This window comes from Kribbella qitaiheensis (assembly GCF_042657745.1).
GTDB lineage: Bacteria > Actinomycetota > Actinomycetes > Propionibacteriales > Kribbellaceae > Kribbella > Kribbella qitaiheensis.
In genome coordinates, this window is sequence record NZ_JBHSKE010000034.1 from 84,634 (window position 1) to 97,087 (window position 12,454).

Consider the following 12,454-nt stretch of genomic DNA (forward strand, 5'->3'; position numbering starts at 1 on the left):
CTGGTACCGCCCCGGACCGCGTCGCGGGGCGGTACCAGCCGTCAGACGATGTAGCGGTCGCCCGGGTGTACGACCCGGAGCCAGCAGCAGCCGTACGGCGCGACCGGGTGGCGGAGGGTGCCGTCGTTGTCGATCGGGGTGGTCTTGCCGGTCAGCAGGTCGGCGACCTGTACGCCGACGCCGGTGCCGGAGACCGCGAGGGTGACCTCGGCCGGCTGGTCCGAGAAGTTGTGCAGCGCGATCACCGTGCCGCCCTCGTAGTCCGACCGCTGCGCGAAGACCGACGGCGACTCGTGCTCCAGGATCGTGTACTTCCCCCAGGACAGCTCCGGGCACTCCCGGTAGCGCTGGGCCAGCAGCTTGATCCAGTTCAGCAGCGAGTCCGGATCGCGCCGCTGGTCCGCCACGTTCACGTGCTCCGGCGACAGGTCGCCCTCGACTACGGGACCGGCCAGCTTGTCCGGATCAGCCGTCGAGAACCCGCCGTTGGCATCCCTGGTCCACTGCATCGGAGTCCGTACCGCGTTGCGCCCCTCCGCCGCCAGGTTCTCCCCCATGCCGATCTCCTCGCCGTAGAAGAGCACCGGCGTACCGGGCAGTGAGAAGAGCAGGCTGTAGACCAGCTTGATCCGGTTCAGGTCGTTGCCGAGCATCGGCGGCAGACGGCGGCGCAACCCACGGCCGTAGAGCTGCATGTCCTCGTCCGGACCGAAGGCGGTGAACACCTCCTGGCGTTCCTCGTCGGTCAGCTTGTCCAGGGTCAGCTCGTCGTGGTTCCGCACGAAGGTGCCCCACTGCGCCTCCTCCGGCGGATCGGGCCGCTCGCGCAGCGCCTTGATCAGCTCGGCCGGCTCGGAGCGCGCCAGCGACAGGTACAGCTTCTGCATGCCGATGAAGTCGAAGCACATCGTCAGCTCGTCGCCGTCCTCGTCACCGAAGAACTGGCGAGTGTCCTTGTAGGGCAGGTTCACCTCACCGAGCAGCACCGCCTGGCCTTCGCGCCGGTTCATGAAGGCGCGCAGGTCGCGCAGGTAGTCGTGCGGGTCGGGCAGGTTCGCCGCGTCCACCGCGCCCTTGGTCTCCAGCAGGAACGGCACCGCGTCCACCCGGAACCCGGACAACCCGAGCTGCAGCCAGAACCCGATGATCCGCATGATCTCCTCGCGGACCTCGGGGTTCGCGATGTCGAGATCCGGCTGGTGCTTGTAGAACTGATGCAGGTAGTACTGCCCGGCCTGCTCGTCGTACTGCCACAGGCTGGTCTCCTGGTCCGGGAACACGATCCCCTGGTCGGCGTCCGCCGGCGGCTCGTCCCGCCAGACGTACCAGTCCCGGTACGGCGACTGCCGCGACGACCGGGCGCTCTGGAACCACGGGTGCTGGTCGGACGTGTGGTTCACCACCAGGTCCGCGATCACCCGGATGCCGCGGTCCTGCGCGAGCGTGATCAGCTCGACCAGGTCACCGTGCGTGCCGAGCCGCGAGTCGACGCCGTAGAAATCGGTGATGTCGTAGCCGTCGTCGCGATCCGGCGTCGGGTAGAAGGGCATCAGCCAGAGGCAGGTGACGCCGAGCTCGGCCAGGTGGTCGATCCGCTGGGACAGCCCGCGGATGTCACCCCGGCCGTCCCCGTCGGTGTCGAAGAAGGTCTCGATGTCGAGGCAGTAGACGATCGCGTTCTTCCACCAGACGTCGGCGGTCTCGGTCAGCCTCACGGGCGGGTCACCTCCAACTGGGGCAGGACTTTCTCGCCGAACACGTCGATGAACTCCGACTGCTCCTGGCCGACGTGGTGCACGTAGACCCCGTCGAACCCGAGCGCGGCGTACGAGTTGAGCCACTCCGCGTGACGGCCGGGATCGGACGAGATCCGGACGGCCTGGTGCATCGCCTCGGGGCGGACGTGCTCTCCCGCCTGGTCGAATGCCTCGGCTGTCTCGGTGTCCCAGCAGAAGGGCGGCGCGAAGACGTTGGTGCGCCACTGATCGTGCGCGATCCGCTGCGCCTCGTCCTCGTCGGCCGCGTAGCTCACGTGCACCTGCAGGTTCACCTTGCCGCGTCCACCGTTGTCCTTGTACGCCGCGATCACCTGGCGCAGGTGGTCTTCCTCGGCGGCGACCGTGATCAGCCCATCGGCCCAGCCGGCGCACCACCCGGCGGTCTCGGTGGACACCGCGGCGGCGAACAGCGGGGGTGGTTCCGCCGGCCTTGTCCAGAGGCGCGCGCGATCGACCGTGACCAGGCCGTCGTGGCTCACTTCCTCGCCCTGCAAGAGCTTTCGCATCACGTCGACACATTCCTCGAGGCGCTGGTTGCGCTTGTCCTTGTGCGGCCAGCCGCCACCGGTGATGTGCTCGTTGCTGGCTTCGCCGGTGCCGAGCGCGGCCCAGAACCGGCCCGGGTACATCGACCCGAGCGTGCCGATCGCCTGCGCGATGATCGCCGGGTGGTACCGCTGCCCAGGCGCGTTGACGACGCCGAAGGACAACCCGGTCGCCTGGAGCGCGGCGCCGAGCCACGACCAGGCGAACCCGGACTCGCCCTGCCTCACGCTCCACGGGCTGAAGTGGTCCGAGCACATCGCCGCCGTGAAACCGGCTTGCTCGGCCCGCACCACCGCTTGCAGCAGGTCGGCGGGTGGGACCTGTTCGTGCGAGGCATGGAAGCCGTAGACAGTCATACCTCCCCGTGCCCCTCCTACCCTGCCGCTACACACTGCCTTCTTGCGAGGGAGCCGCTTCACCCGCCGGAGGGAGCCTTCCGTCGAGTTGCTCGCTGACGCTGGGTTACATGAACTCACTGGTCGGCACGGCCCGTCGCTGGCCTGACTGGGCGCCGCGAGCGGCCCAACTCTGGTCAGTCCTCTATGGCGCCCTCGCGCTGCACTGGTTGCTCGGCGGACGCGCCGGCTTTCCCATCGCCAACGTCCGAGGCGATCCGCCCGGCGGCTCCGTCACTGCGGCAGTGGTGGCCGCTGTGTTGCTGCTCGGCTGCGTCGCGGGGATGCTGTCGGCTCAGTCCTCGTCGTCTCGCGCGACAGTCGCTCTGGTCATCGCGACCGCCACAGCCGCCGTCGGCACTTTCGGGCTCGCTCTCAGCGGTGTGGGGATCATCGCGTCCGGCAAGGTCGAACGACCACTCGCCCTGGTCGCACAACTCGCCGCGCTCATCGGCGCCCTGTTGCTCTTCGCGACGACTCGGGTGCAGCGGCGCCGCCGACGATCCCGCTGCCCGCGCTGCGGTGGCTGTCACCTTCTGGCCCTACGCCCCGCCGCACCACTGGTCCGGACCCGCTCGGGCCGCGCACCCACCCGCACCCGGCGTACGGCGTACCTGCTCCTGCTCGGCTTGTTGCCTTGGGCAACCGTGAAGGTAGTCTGGGGATTCGGCGGCGACGCCCTCGGCGTGACGTCCTCGGAGTGGCGCACCTCAATGGACGAAAGCGACCTGTCCGCCCTCAGCCGCGTACTGGAACACTTCGGCCTCGACATCACCGTCATGGCCGCCCTCGTAGGCGTCCTCCTCGCCCACACCCTCCTCCACCCCTGGGGCCTCCACCTCCCCCGCTGGCTCCTCCTGCTGCCCGCGTGGATCGGCGGCGTAAGCCTCACCCTGTACGGCGTACCGCTAACCGTCTGGGGTTCGCTGACATTGGCGGGCGTGACTCCACCCTCAGACGACCCAGGCCCGTTCACGCCAACCGGCCTAGCCTGGATGATCCTCTTCGGCGGCCTAGCCTTCGCAGCCCTAGGCGCATCCCTAACCCTCACAGCCCGCTCCTACCACCACAGAACCCAACCCACCTGCGCCCCACCGCCGCGGTGATGCGGAAACGCCAAGAGCCGAGTTTTGTAGTACACAACCCAGTCGAGCACCGCGCGCTGGAGACTGCAGCGAACCCACCAATTGGGGGCGGGACGAATGCCACCACTTGGGGGGCGGCGGCAGCCACCTGCGTCAGCTTCGACATATGATTCGCGCCCGGCCAAATAATCACCCGTCGACAGACTCCTGCCTGGAGCAGATTCACTGGTGGCCCTAGCGGTCACCGGCTCCGGAAAGTCGCTCTACAAGCGCTTCACGTTCATGTTCCCGCTCTGGCGCCACGGGCATCTCCTTTGCCACAGCCAGGATCGCTGCATGTCGGCCAGCCAACAGATCAGCGCCACCTCTAGCGGCGAAGACAGCAATTCCGAACTTTATGGTCTGATAAGCCGCTGCCAATATTTCGATGAGCGCCTGCAATCGCGGGGTTCTCATGACTCGATGCTGGCCAGGTTCGTACTCCTCACCCAGCTCCACGTCATTAATATCGAACACGGGCCATCGTTTTCCGTGTGTCGCACCACTTGCACGTCGCCATAGATATTCAAACTCATCCGGATTTGCATCCATCTCGGCGGCCGCTCCGCGGATCACACTTAGATACGTCACGTTCTTCTTGACCTGCGCAACCTCGAAGCTCGGCACCACTCTGGCCAAGAACGTTGCCAGTTGCCGCTCGGCATTAGCGCCGCGCTCGCCTTGCAGATTATACGCTCGCTTCTGCTCCAGAAAATCCGTGTGCATGAGTCGAAGATGACGCAGCGCTAGTTCTGATGCCGAGTCGGCCGTCATGACCCACACCGCCTGAGACGAAGACTCGAGACAAGACCGCGCAAGCCCTTGAACCGGGCGAGGCCTAATTAGTACACGTTCATCGCCACCAAGGTTGAGCGGAGCGTGAAAGTCTGCCCATAGGAGCGCACTCTCGATAGCCGCCGAGAGATATTCGCGACACCAATCCGAGGGTTTTTCCCATGCATAGAGACCGTTGGCTTCATCGAAAGGGCTATTAGGAAGCGGGTCTCCGAGAGAGTGGAATAGGTGCCCTTCAACTCGCAGACCTATTGCGATCTCTTTCAGCCGCTCAGACAACGGGCCCGGCTCCACCGGTACTTCTTCAAGCATAGTTCGACACTACCCGCCCAGCGCCATTCTCGCCTCTGACCTCGCGGGCGGCGTTGGGCGAGGTCATCGGTTTGGCTCCGGGCCGCTCCGCTGTTCACCAACTCACCGCTGATGACACCCGGGCGCGAGGGTGCCACCGCTCCGACCTACTGCGTGACCTGGACTAGACGAGCGTCGGAACGGGGCAAGTGGCCATGATCGCCGGTACCTCCGAGCTCGCCCGGACAACAGCTGAGATCTTGGGAGAGATGTGACCTAAGAGCGTCTCGACGTCATGCAGACGGTCATGCAGGCCTGTGCGGGACGAAAACACCGGTTCGCTGTGGGCCAAGCGATTGCGGAACCTGTTGATCCGCGAGACCAGTTCGTGGATGTGGGGCCGGCTTGGGCTGTCAACGAAGGCTCGCGACAACATGGGGTTCCAAAACAACGAAGCGCGGTCGCGTTCTGTCAGTCTGGTCCAGAACCCGAAGGTGGTGGCGGCCACCACCTCTCCATGGGTCGGGCTAGCGCCGAGCCCCCGTCGCGCATCGGCCAGTGCTTGTTCACTACGGCGATTCATCTCCACCTGCTTCCGCGCGGCGTTCGGATGCCCTTGCGTTCGTGTGAACAGCCTGCTGCCGGAGTCAATGGCCCAGTCAGGAAACCGCGCTGACAGCTCACGGTCGTAGGCGTTCCGGAGAGCGACCTCCAGATGGCAAGTGTCGCTGAACGCCGCGGCGGCGAGACGGGAGTTCCAGAAGTAGAGCTCCAGTCCCTGGGCCAGATCTCCGCTGCAATGTGCCAGGTACCGGTCCGCTCGCGGTTTGCTGAGCCACCGCTCGACGTCGCCGGCGCTGAGGCTGGCTTGAACAGAAGGATCCACGCCGCGTACAGTACTGGTATCGCCCCGCGGCTAACTGCCCTCTGGCCAACTTTGATGTTGCGTTAGGCACCGCGGGGCTTAGCTTTGCTCGCTCCCTGGCTGGTCGTGCTGGAGCGACAGACCGGGCGCACCATCGGTTACCCCGGGCGGACGAATCCATGCGCCTCAATCTCAGCGCAACCGACTTGCCGCTGGCGGGCGAGGCGGTCTCGCCGTTGGAGAGCTATGGTGCGTCGATCTCCGCCTCCTGCCCAGCAGTCTTGTAGTACCTTCCTGGGGTGGCGATTACCTGGACCCCAAGCGCCGACAAGCACAGATGACGGAGAAGGACTACGACGCGGCGGCCGAGTGGGCCGAGCATGACATGAACCTGCCTCGCCGTTCGGGCACCGCGAGGCGGGGCGCTGACGCCGCGGCCTTCGGGCGGGAACTGGTCGAGCGCTCCCAGGGTGGCCGCCCTTCGATCGACCCTGATGCGTCCCCCGGCGACAAGTCACCGGTTCGCCAGGTGCGACTGCCTCGCGCACTGGACGCGGATCTCATCGCCTATGCCGAAAGCATCCATCGCAAGCCGAGCGAGGTCCTGCGGGAAGCCTTGATCGAATACCTGGCATCCCACAAGCTCGCCGGCTGATCGAGCTCAGCGCTGGGCGTTGGTGTTGCACTGGTCTACGAGGGCTGTGGCTACCGTGCGGAGTTTGGTGTTGCGGGTCTGGGAGAGGCGGACGAGGAAGGCGAAGGCTCGGTCGGAGTCGACCTTGTAGCGCTCCATCACGATGCCTACGGCCTGGCCGATCACGTTGCGCGTGGCGAGCGCCTCGGTCATGGTCTGATCCTGCCGCGCCCAGCCCATCGCGACCGCGATCTGGCCGGCGAACATGCTGCCCAACTGGACCGAGTCCTGGTCGATCGAGTTCGGTTCGAGCGCGTAGAGGTTCAGCGCGCCGCGGACGTGCGGTTCGGCGCGGAACTGGAAGGCGACCTGCGAGCCGAAGCCGAGCGCCGCCGCCTTCGGGCCGAAGTCCGGCCAGCGCTCGTCGGTCGCCAGGTCGTTCACCGCGACGATCGGGTCGTCCAGCGCCGCGTCCAGGCACGGCCCCTCGCCGAGCTCGTACTGCAGGTGGTCGGCGCGGGTGACTATCGGGCCGGTCGGCGCGAGGGTCTTGATCTCCCGGTCCTTGGTGGTGATCGAGATGCTCGCCTCGATGATGCCGGGAATCGTGTCCGCGGCACTGCGGGTGATCAGTTCCAGGGTCTCGTCGAGGTCCATCGGCGACTGCAGCGCCGCCGCCACCTCGGACATCACCTCGGCGACCTCAAGATGCAGAGTCTTCGATTCCGTCATAACGCAGCTCCTCGGGAGAAGCCGATCCCCCCAGGTCTCGGCACGCCTTGGGCCCCACCGTGGTACCCGCCACCAGTGTGCATCAGAGGCTGAAAGAAAGTCCTGTCCAGCAAAGGACCCCGGACAGGGGGCGACCCCGGCGCTGTGAAACTCAACGCCGGGGCCTGGAGCTTGCAGACCCTCGAGTGCCGACAACCTCCTGCCTCTCAGGTGCCCCTACCGGCCAGTCCTATTCACGCCTCGCCGCGCGAGGTCGCGCGAGCTGCCCGGCCGCGCCTCAGCAGGGCGTGACTCCCGTCACAGAAGGGCTTCAGTGCGGACCGGTCGCAGCGGCACAGGGCGATCGTGCCGCGCCGCGGGTCGAGCTGTTCGCCGTTCTCGTCCTGCAGTTCGAAGTCGCCGCGGACCAGCAGCGGCCCATCCGGATAGGCCCGGATCACCGTCGGATCTGTCATGGGCCGACCGGTACCCAGCCGGGAATCGCTGGTTTTGATCCGGGTACCGGACGGCCCGACCCCTCGAAGGAGCAGTAACGATGCTTTTACCCCCGGCCCGAGGCCCCTTGAGCGCCTGGCTGATCAGCCACCTCACCGGCCGGCGCGAGCCCATGCCGCACCCGATCGCCACAGCCGAGCCCTGGTCGGACGAGGATCTCCAGCTCGCCCTGTGGTGTTGCAACGAGCTGAGCTACCGCGGCTTCGACGACACCCCTCCGGATGCGGAGTGGGATCTGCAGGTACTGGAGTTCCGCGCCCGGCTCGAAGAGCCCTGGACCCAGTGGTTGCGCGCGACCTGCACCCCGTCGGTGACTATCGCCCCGGCATCCCGGCAACTGCGCCAGTTGATCGACGCCGACACCGGCCCCGCGCTGGCGGCGTACCTGCATCGGCATGCCGACGTCGGGCAGTTCCGCGAGTTCGTCCGGAACCGATCGGTGTACCAGTTGAAGGAGGCCGACCCGCACAGCTTCGGCATCCCCCGGCTGGACGGCGCGACGAAGGCGGCGCTGGTGGAGATCCAGGCCGACGAGTACGGCGGCGGGCGGCCCGCGCGGATGCACGCCGAACTGTTCCGTACGACGATGCGCTGGCTGGGGCTCGACGACAGCTACGGCCGCTACGTCCCCGAAGTACCGGCCGTGACGCTGGCGATCTCGAACGTGATGTCGCTCTTCGCCTTGCACAGCCGCTGGACCGGCGCTCTGCTGGGACACCTCGCGGCGCTCGAGATGACCTCCACCCTGCCCAACCGCCGGTACGCCGCGGGCGCCGCGCGGCTCGGCGCCACCGAGGTCCAGGCCGAATACTTCACCGAGCACGTCGAGGCGGACGCTGTGCACGAGCAGATCGCGGCGCACGACATGTGTGACAACTACGTCCTGGACCACCCGGGAGCCATTGCCGACATCCTCTTCGGGGCTCAATGCTCGCTGACTCTCGACAACCTCTTCGCCGAGCAACTGCTCACTAGCTGGGGCGTGACCGAGACTCAGCGCCGTGCCGCTAGTTGAGTCACTTACGCGTTCAACCCGGCTACCCCGGCGTCTACGCAGACATCGCCCCCGCCGCGAAAACTCTGACCGCGCAACTGCGCTGATGCCTAGTGGACGGCCATCGACCGTCCTAGAGTCGGACTGCCTGGGGACGACTGCAGATCCAAGGGGCTGGACATGAAGCGAATCACGGCAGTTCGAGCCGCCGCTGTCGCAGTGATGCTGGTCATAACCGTGGGCGCCACACCCGCCGCGGTTTCCTCCCCTCCCCCTCCGCCGGCCGCCCCGGTCGAAGACTGCGGCCACACCGATGCCACGAGTACCACGCTCCTCGGCCGCGGTGGTCAGCGTGAACCCGACCTGGGCGAGGTGCACGAAGACCTGCCGGCGAGCGCGGTCAACAAGGCCTCGAAGAAGTTCAGCGCGACCGTGCCGGTCTACTTCCACGTCGTCACCGACGGCGCCACCGGTTCCCTGACGGCCACCCAGATCGCGGCACAGATCGCAGTACTCAACGCGACCTTCGCGGGTGCCGAGGGTGGTGCGCGGACCGGCTTCAGCTTCACGCTGGCCGGCGTCACCCGCACCGACAACGCAGCATGGTTCGCCGCGAACCCCGGCGGCGTGAACGAGAACAGCATGAAGCGCGCGCTGCACCAAGGCGGCCCGAACGCGCTGAACCTTTACACGACCACGGCCGGCGACTACCTCGGCTGGGCCTATCTGCCCGACATCGTGACGAAACCCGGCAGGGCCTTCCTCGACGGCGTCGTCATCGACTGGGAGTCGCTCCTGGGTGCGTCGACCACCTACGCGGGCCGCTACGACCAGGGCGAGACCGCGACCCACGAGGTGGGTCACTGGCTCAACCTCGAACACACCTTCTTCGGCGGCTGCAACGCCAAGGGCGACTTCGTCGACGACACCCCGGCCCAGAAGGTGCCGACCAACGGCTGCCCGGAGGGTAAGGACACCTGCCGCCAGCCCGGGCTCGACCCGATCCACAACTACATGGACTACTCCTACGACACCTGCTACACCCAGTTCACCCCGGGCCAGGCCCAGCGCATGGGCGACGCCTGGCTCCTGTACCGCGCGGTCTAGGCCAACCATCGCCGACACCCGGCCGGCGGAGCTTCGTTAACCGGAAACAATCCTCTACAGATCGGTGTCAATCCCTCACCGCACGGATACAGCCAGGAAACACTTTGTTCTTACCTTTCTAGGCAGCTACCCCACCCGCCTAGTGAGGAGTGCAAATGGCCCAGACCCGACGGCAATTTCTGCAGCAGGTCGGTATCGCCGGTGGTGCCGGTGTGCTGTATTCCACGATGGGAGCGCTCGGGCTCAACGCCGCGGCCGAGACGCCCGCGTTCGCCGCGCCGACCCGCAACGACCTGAACGGCCGCAGCAAGAAGCATGTGGTGATCCTCGGCGCCGGGATCGCCGGCCTGACCTCGGCATACGAGCTCGGCAAGGCCGGGTACAAGGTGACCCTGCTGGAGGCCCGTCAGCGCCCGGGCGGCCGGAACTGGACAGTCCGCGGCGGCACCCAGGAGACGGACCTGAAGGGCACCACCCAGCGCGCGAAGTTCTCGCCCGGCCAGTACATGAACGCCGGCCCCGGCCGGATCCCGCAGCACCACCTCACCCTCGACTACTGCCGCGAGCTCGGCGTCGCGATCGAGCCGTTCGTGAACCAGAACGCCGACGCGTACCTGTACCGCGAAGGCACCACATCCCTTTCCAGCAAGGCGATCCGGCATCGTACGGCCAAGGCCGACGTCTACGGCTACGTTTCCGAGCTGCTCGCCAAGGCGACGGACCAGGGTGCCCTCGACAGCCTCCTGACCTCCGCCGACAAGGACGCGGTGATCGGCTTCCTGCGCAGTTTCGGGGCCATCGGCACCAAGACCGATGGCTTCGCCTACACCGGCACGGACGGCCGCCGCGGCTACCAGGTCGAGCCCGGCGCCGGACTCGAAGGCGGCACCACGGCCTCGCCGTACGCGCTCAGCGACGTGTTCGCCAGCGGCGTCGGCAACTACTTCTCGTTCGAGTTCGGCTGGGACCAGGCGATGATGATGTTCCAGCCGGTCGGCGGGATGGACCGGATCCCGTACGCGTTCGAGAAGGCGATCGGCCGGGAGAAGTTCGTGTACGGCGCCAAGGTGCTCGGGCTGCGCAACACCTCGGACGGTGTCGAGGTGGTCTACAGCACGGGATCCCGGCCACGGGAGCTCAAGGCCGACTACGCGATCTGCGCGCTGCCGCCGCACATCGCCGCCACGGTCCCGTCCAACCTGCCCACCGATATCATCGCCGCGCTGCAGTACGCCCGGCCGACGAACGCCGGCAAGCTCGGCATCGAGTACTCCCGCCGCTGGTGGGAGCTCGACCACCGGATCTACGGCGGCATCACCAACAGCAACCTCGACCTGGTGAACACCTGGTACCCGTCCACCGGCTTCCACGGCGACCGCGGCACCGTGATCGGCTACTACAACACCGGCGCCAACGCCACCGCGTACGGCGCCCTCAGCCCGGCCGCCCGGTTCGAACGAGCCGTTGCCCAGGGCACCAAGATCCACGGCGACGTGTACTCGAAGGACATCAAGGCCTCGTTCTCGGTGGACTGGGCCAACACGGAGTACTCGCGCGGTTCGTGGGTCGGCTGGCCCTCGCAGACGGACGGCATCTACGCCAAGCTGCTCGATCCCACCGGCAACGTCTACTTCGCCGGCGACCACCTCAGCCACACCATCGCCTGGCAGCACGGCGCGATCGTCTCCGCCCGGGCGACCGTCACGTCGCTGCACAGCCGGGTGATGAGCCGGTGAAGCGGAAACTCCTGGCCGGTGTAGCGGTCGTCGCCCTCTCGTTCACCACCGGAGCCGCCGGAGCGACCACAGCCGCCGGCTGGTGGGACCGGCCGAAGCCCCCGCGGCCCGGCACCGTAGTACCGGCTCTTCCTGCTGGGCAGGCGAATCCGATGATCGCCAACGGGGTCGGCATCGGCGCGAACACGCCCATCTACAAGACCAGCGGCCTCGGCCCGAGCGCCCTGAACACAGGAGCACCCGCCGGCAGCGAGGCGGCGTACATCGACACGGTCGTCTTCCCTGGCGGCACTCTCCCGGCCGGCGTCACCATCACGGAGGCGCAGGGCATCAACGCGTTGCGCCGCATCGGCGAGAACCTCGAGGCGGCCGGCCTTTCGTACGAGGACGTCTACACGATGCGTGTCTTCCTGCAGAACCCCGCAGGCGCCGCCACCGCGGACTTCGCCGGCTGGAACCGCGCCTACCGCCAGTACTTCGCCAACACCGACCTCACCACCGGCAAGTTCGTCCCCGTCCCCCTGGGCACGGCGGCCCCCGCCAAGCCCTTCTACCTCAACAAATCCCGCCCGTCCCGCTTCGCCCTCGAGATCGAGAACCTCCCCGTCAACGGCTGGCTCGTCGAGGTAGAAGTAGACGCCGCCTACCCCAAGCGCTGACCACTCCGGCGGCATGAACACCACGTGGGGCGGTTACAGAACCGCCCCACGTGGTGCAACCTCCACGGCGGAGACTCCCCGCGCATAGAGCACCATGAGCCGGTCGCCATGTCTGCAGCGGAGCAGGCCGGCGTCGTCAGCAAGCGCTGCAACAGCATGCTCGACCACTTCGTCATCATCCGAGGAGCCGGATTCCTCATACGTGACATCCAGGTGGTCACCGCTGATCAGCCGGACACGCAACACGATGCCTTTCATGTCCGCAGCGTAGGCGCGTCGGTCACCAACCGCCATCCGCACGCC

General features: G+C 67.0%; 13 protein-coding genes. 6 read left to right on the top strand and 7 right to left on the bottom strand.

Annotated features, from left to right (window positions below; translation table 11 throughout):
- Window positions 1-41: 41 nt before the first annotated feature.
- Together ACFPJ1_RS22910 and ACFPJ1_RS22915 are read right to left on the bottom strand one after the other, a co-directional pair.
- The gene (locus ACFPJ1_RS22910) at window positions 42-1,715 is read right to left on the bottom strand and encodes an alpha-amylase family protein (RefSeq protein WP_380106840.1); all 1,674 of its coding nucleotides are present in this window, start codon (window positions 1,713-1,715) and stop codon (window positions 42-44) included.
- Window positions 1,712-2,680, bottom strand: a complete 969-nt coding sequence (locus ACFPJ1_RS22915; protein ID WP_380106842.1) for a TIGR03885 family FMN-dependent LLM class oxidoreductase — start codon at window positions 2,678-2,680, stop codon at window positions 1,712-1,714. Before ACFPJ1_RS22915 ends, ACFPJ1_RS22910 begins: the two co-directional genes overlap by 4 nt.
- A 110-nt stretch (window positions 2,681-2,790) precedes the next feature.
- Between ACFPJ1_RS22915 and ACFPJ1_RS22920 the strand changes: the two genes are divergently transcribed.
- Window positions 2,791-3,825, top strand: coding sequence for a hypothetical protein (locus ACFPJ1_RS22920; protein WP_380106844.1), 1,035 nt, complete (start codon window positions 2,791-2,793; stop codon window positions 3,823-3,825).
- Window positions 3,826-4,038: 213 nt separating this feature from the next.
- Here ACFPJ1_RS22920 and ACFPJ1_RS22925 read toward each other — a convergent pair whose 3' ends face one another.
- Both ACFPJ1_RS22925 and ACFPJ1_RS22930 read right to left on the bottom strand, forming a co-directional pair.
- Complete coding sequence (locus ACFPJ1_RS22925) at window positions 4,039-4,617, bottom strand: hypothetical protein (protein ID WP_380106846.1); 579 nt, start codon at window positions 4,615-4,617, stop codon at window positions 4,039-4,041.
- Window positions 4,618-5,113: 496 nt separating this feature from the next.
- Window positions 5,114-5,815: a hypothetical protein gene (locus ACFPJ1_RS22930; RefSeq protein WP_380106848.1), complete on the bottom strand. Its 702-nt coding sequence runs from the start codon at window positions 5,813-5,815 to the stop codon at window positions 5,114-5,116.
- 316 nt (window positions 5,816-6,131) lie between these two features.
- Here ACFPJ1_RS22930 and ACFPJ1_RS22935 point away from each other — a divergent pair, with 316 nt between their 5' ends.
- Window positions 6,132-6,449 carry a hypothetical protein gene (locus tag ACFPJ1_RS22935; RefSeq protein ID WP_380106850.1) on the top strand — a complete coding sequence of 106 codons (318 nt, stop codon included), beginning with the start codon at window positions 6,132-6,134 and terminating at the stop codon, window positions 6,447-6,449.
- A gap of 6 nt (window positions 6,450-6,455) precedes the next feature.
- Here the strand turns inward: ACFPJ1_RS22935 and ACFPJ1_RS22940 are convergent, their stop codons facing one another.
- Together ACFPJ1_RS22940 and ACFPJ1_RS22945 are read right to left on the bottom strand one after the other, a co-directional pair.
- Entirely contained in the window at window positions 6,456-7,160 is a 705-nt protein-coding gene (locus tag ACFPJ1_RS22940; RefSeq protein WP_380106852.1) for a GAF and ANTAR domain-containing protein, read from the bottom strand.
- Window positions 7,161-7,393: 233 nt separating this feature from the next.
- A complete protein-coding gene (locus ACFPJ1_RS22945) occupies window positions 7,394-7,615 on the bottom strand; it encodes a CDGSH iron-sulfur domain-containing protein (RefSeq protein WP_380106853.1) in 222 nt (73 codons plus the stop codon).
- A gap of 80 nt (window positions 7,616-7,695) precedes the next feature.
- Here ACFPJ1_RS22945 and ACFPJ1_RS22950 point away from each other — a divergent pair, with 80 nt between their 5' ends.
- From ACFPJ1_RS22950 to ACFPJ1_RS22965, 4 genes are all read left to right on the top strand, one after another.
- Window positions 7,696-8,670: an iron-containing redox enzyme family protein gene (locus ACFPJ1_RS22950; RefSeq protein WP_380106856.1), complete on the top strand. Its 975-nt coding sequence runs from the start codon at window positions 7,696-7,698 to the stop codon at window positions 8,668-8,670.
- Window positions 8,671-8,829: 159 nt separating this feature from the next.
- Window positions 8,830-9,756, top strand: a complete 927-nt coding sequence (locus ACFPJ1_RS22955) for a zinc metalloprotease (protein ID WP_380106858.1) — start codon at window positions 8,830-8,832, stop codon at window positions 9,754-9,756.
- 155 nt (window positions 9,757-9,911) lie between these two features.
- A complete protein-coding gene (locus ACFPJ1_RS22960; protein ID WP_380106860.1) occupies window positions 9,912-11,492 on the top strand; it encodes a flavin monoamine oxidase family protein in 1,581 nt (526 codons plus the stop codon).
- Window positions 11,489-12,151, top strand: coding sequence for a Rid family hydrolase (locus ACFPJ1_RS22965; RefSeq protein WP_380106862.1), 663 nt, complete (start codon window positions 11,489-11,491; stop codon window positions 12,149-12,151). Before ACFPJ1_RS22960 ends, ACFPJ1_RS22965 begins: the two co-directional genes overlap by 4 nt.
- 33 nt (window positions 12,152-12,184) lie before the next feature.
- Here ACFPJ1_RS22965 and ACFPJ1_RS22970 read toward each other — a convergent pair whose 3' ends face one another.
- Window positions 12,185-12,409: a hypothetical protein gene (locus ACFPJ1_RS22970; RefSeq protein WP_380106865.1), complete on the bottom strand. Its 225-nt coding sequence runs from the start codon at window positions 12,407-12,409 to the stop codon at window positions 12,185-12,187.
- Between the last annotated feature and the right edge of the window lie 45 nt (window positions 12,410-12,454).

Bases quoted from the DNA above. Each gene is read 5' to 3' on its own strand.
- ACFPJ1_RS22945 (WP_380106853.1), bottom strand. From the start codon at position 7,615: ATGACAGATCCGACGGTGATCCGGGCCTATCCGGATGGGCCGCTGCTG.
- ACFPJ1_RS22970 (WP_380106865.1), bottom strand. From the start codon at position 12,409: ATGAAAGGCATCGTGTTGCGTGTCCGGCTGATCAGCGGTGACCACCTG.
- ACFPJ1_RS22935 (WP_380106850.1), top strand. From the start codon at position 6,132: ATGACGGAGAAGGACTACGACGCGGCGGCCGAGTGGGCCGAGCATGAC.
- ACFPJ1_RS22940 (WP_380106852.1), bottom strand. From the start codon at position 7,160: ATGACGGAATCGAAGACTCTGCATCTTGAGGTCGCCGAGGTGATGTCC.
- ACFPJ1_RS22950 (WP_380106856.1), top strand. From the start codon at position 7,696: ATGCTTTTACCCCCGGCCCGAGGCCCCTTGAGCGCCTGGCTGATCAGC.
- ACFPJ1_RS22925 (WP_380106846.1), bottom strand. From the start codon at position 4,617: ATGACGGCCGACTCGGCATCAGAACTAGCGCTGCGTCATCTTCGACTC.
- ACFPJ1_RS22920 (WP_380106844.1), top strand. From the start codon at position 2,791: ATGAACTCACTGGTCGGCACGGCCCGTCGCTGGCCTGACTGGGCGCCG.
- ACFPJ1_RS22960 (WP_380106860.1), top strand. From the start codon at position 9,912: ATGGCCCAGACCCGACGGCAATTTCTGCAGCAGGTCGGTATCGCCGGT.
- ACFPJ1_RS22955 (WP_380106858.1), top strand. From the start codon at position 8,830: ATGAAGCGAATCACGGCAGTTCGAGCCGCCGCTGTCGCAGTGATGCTG.
- ACFPJ1_RS22915 (WP_380106842.1), bottom strand. From the start codon at position 2,680: ATGACTGTCTACGGCTTCCATGCCTCGCACGAACAGGTCCCACCCGCC.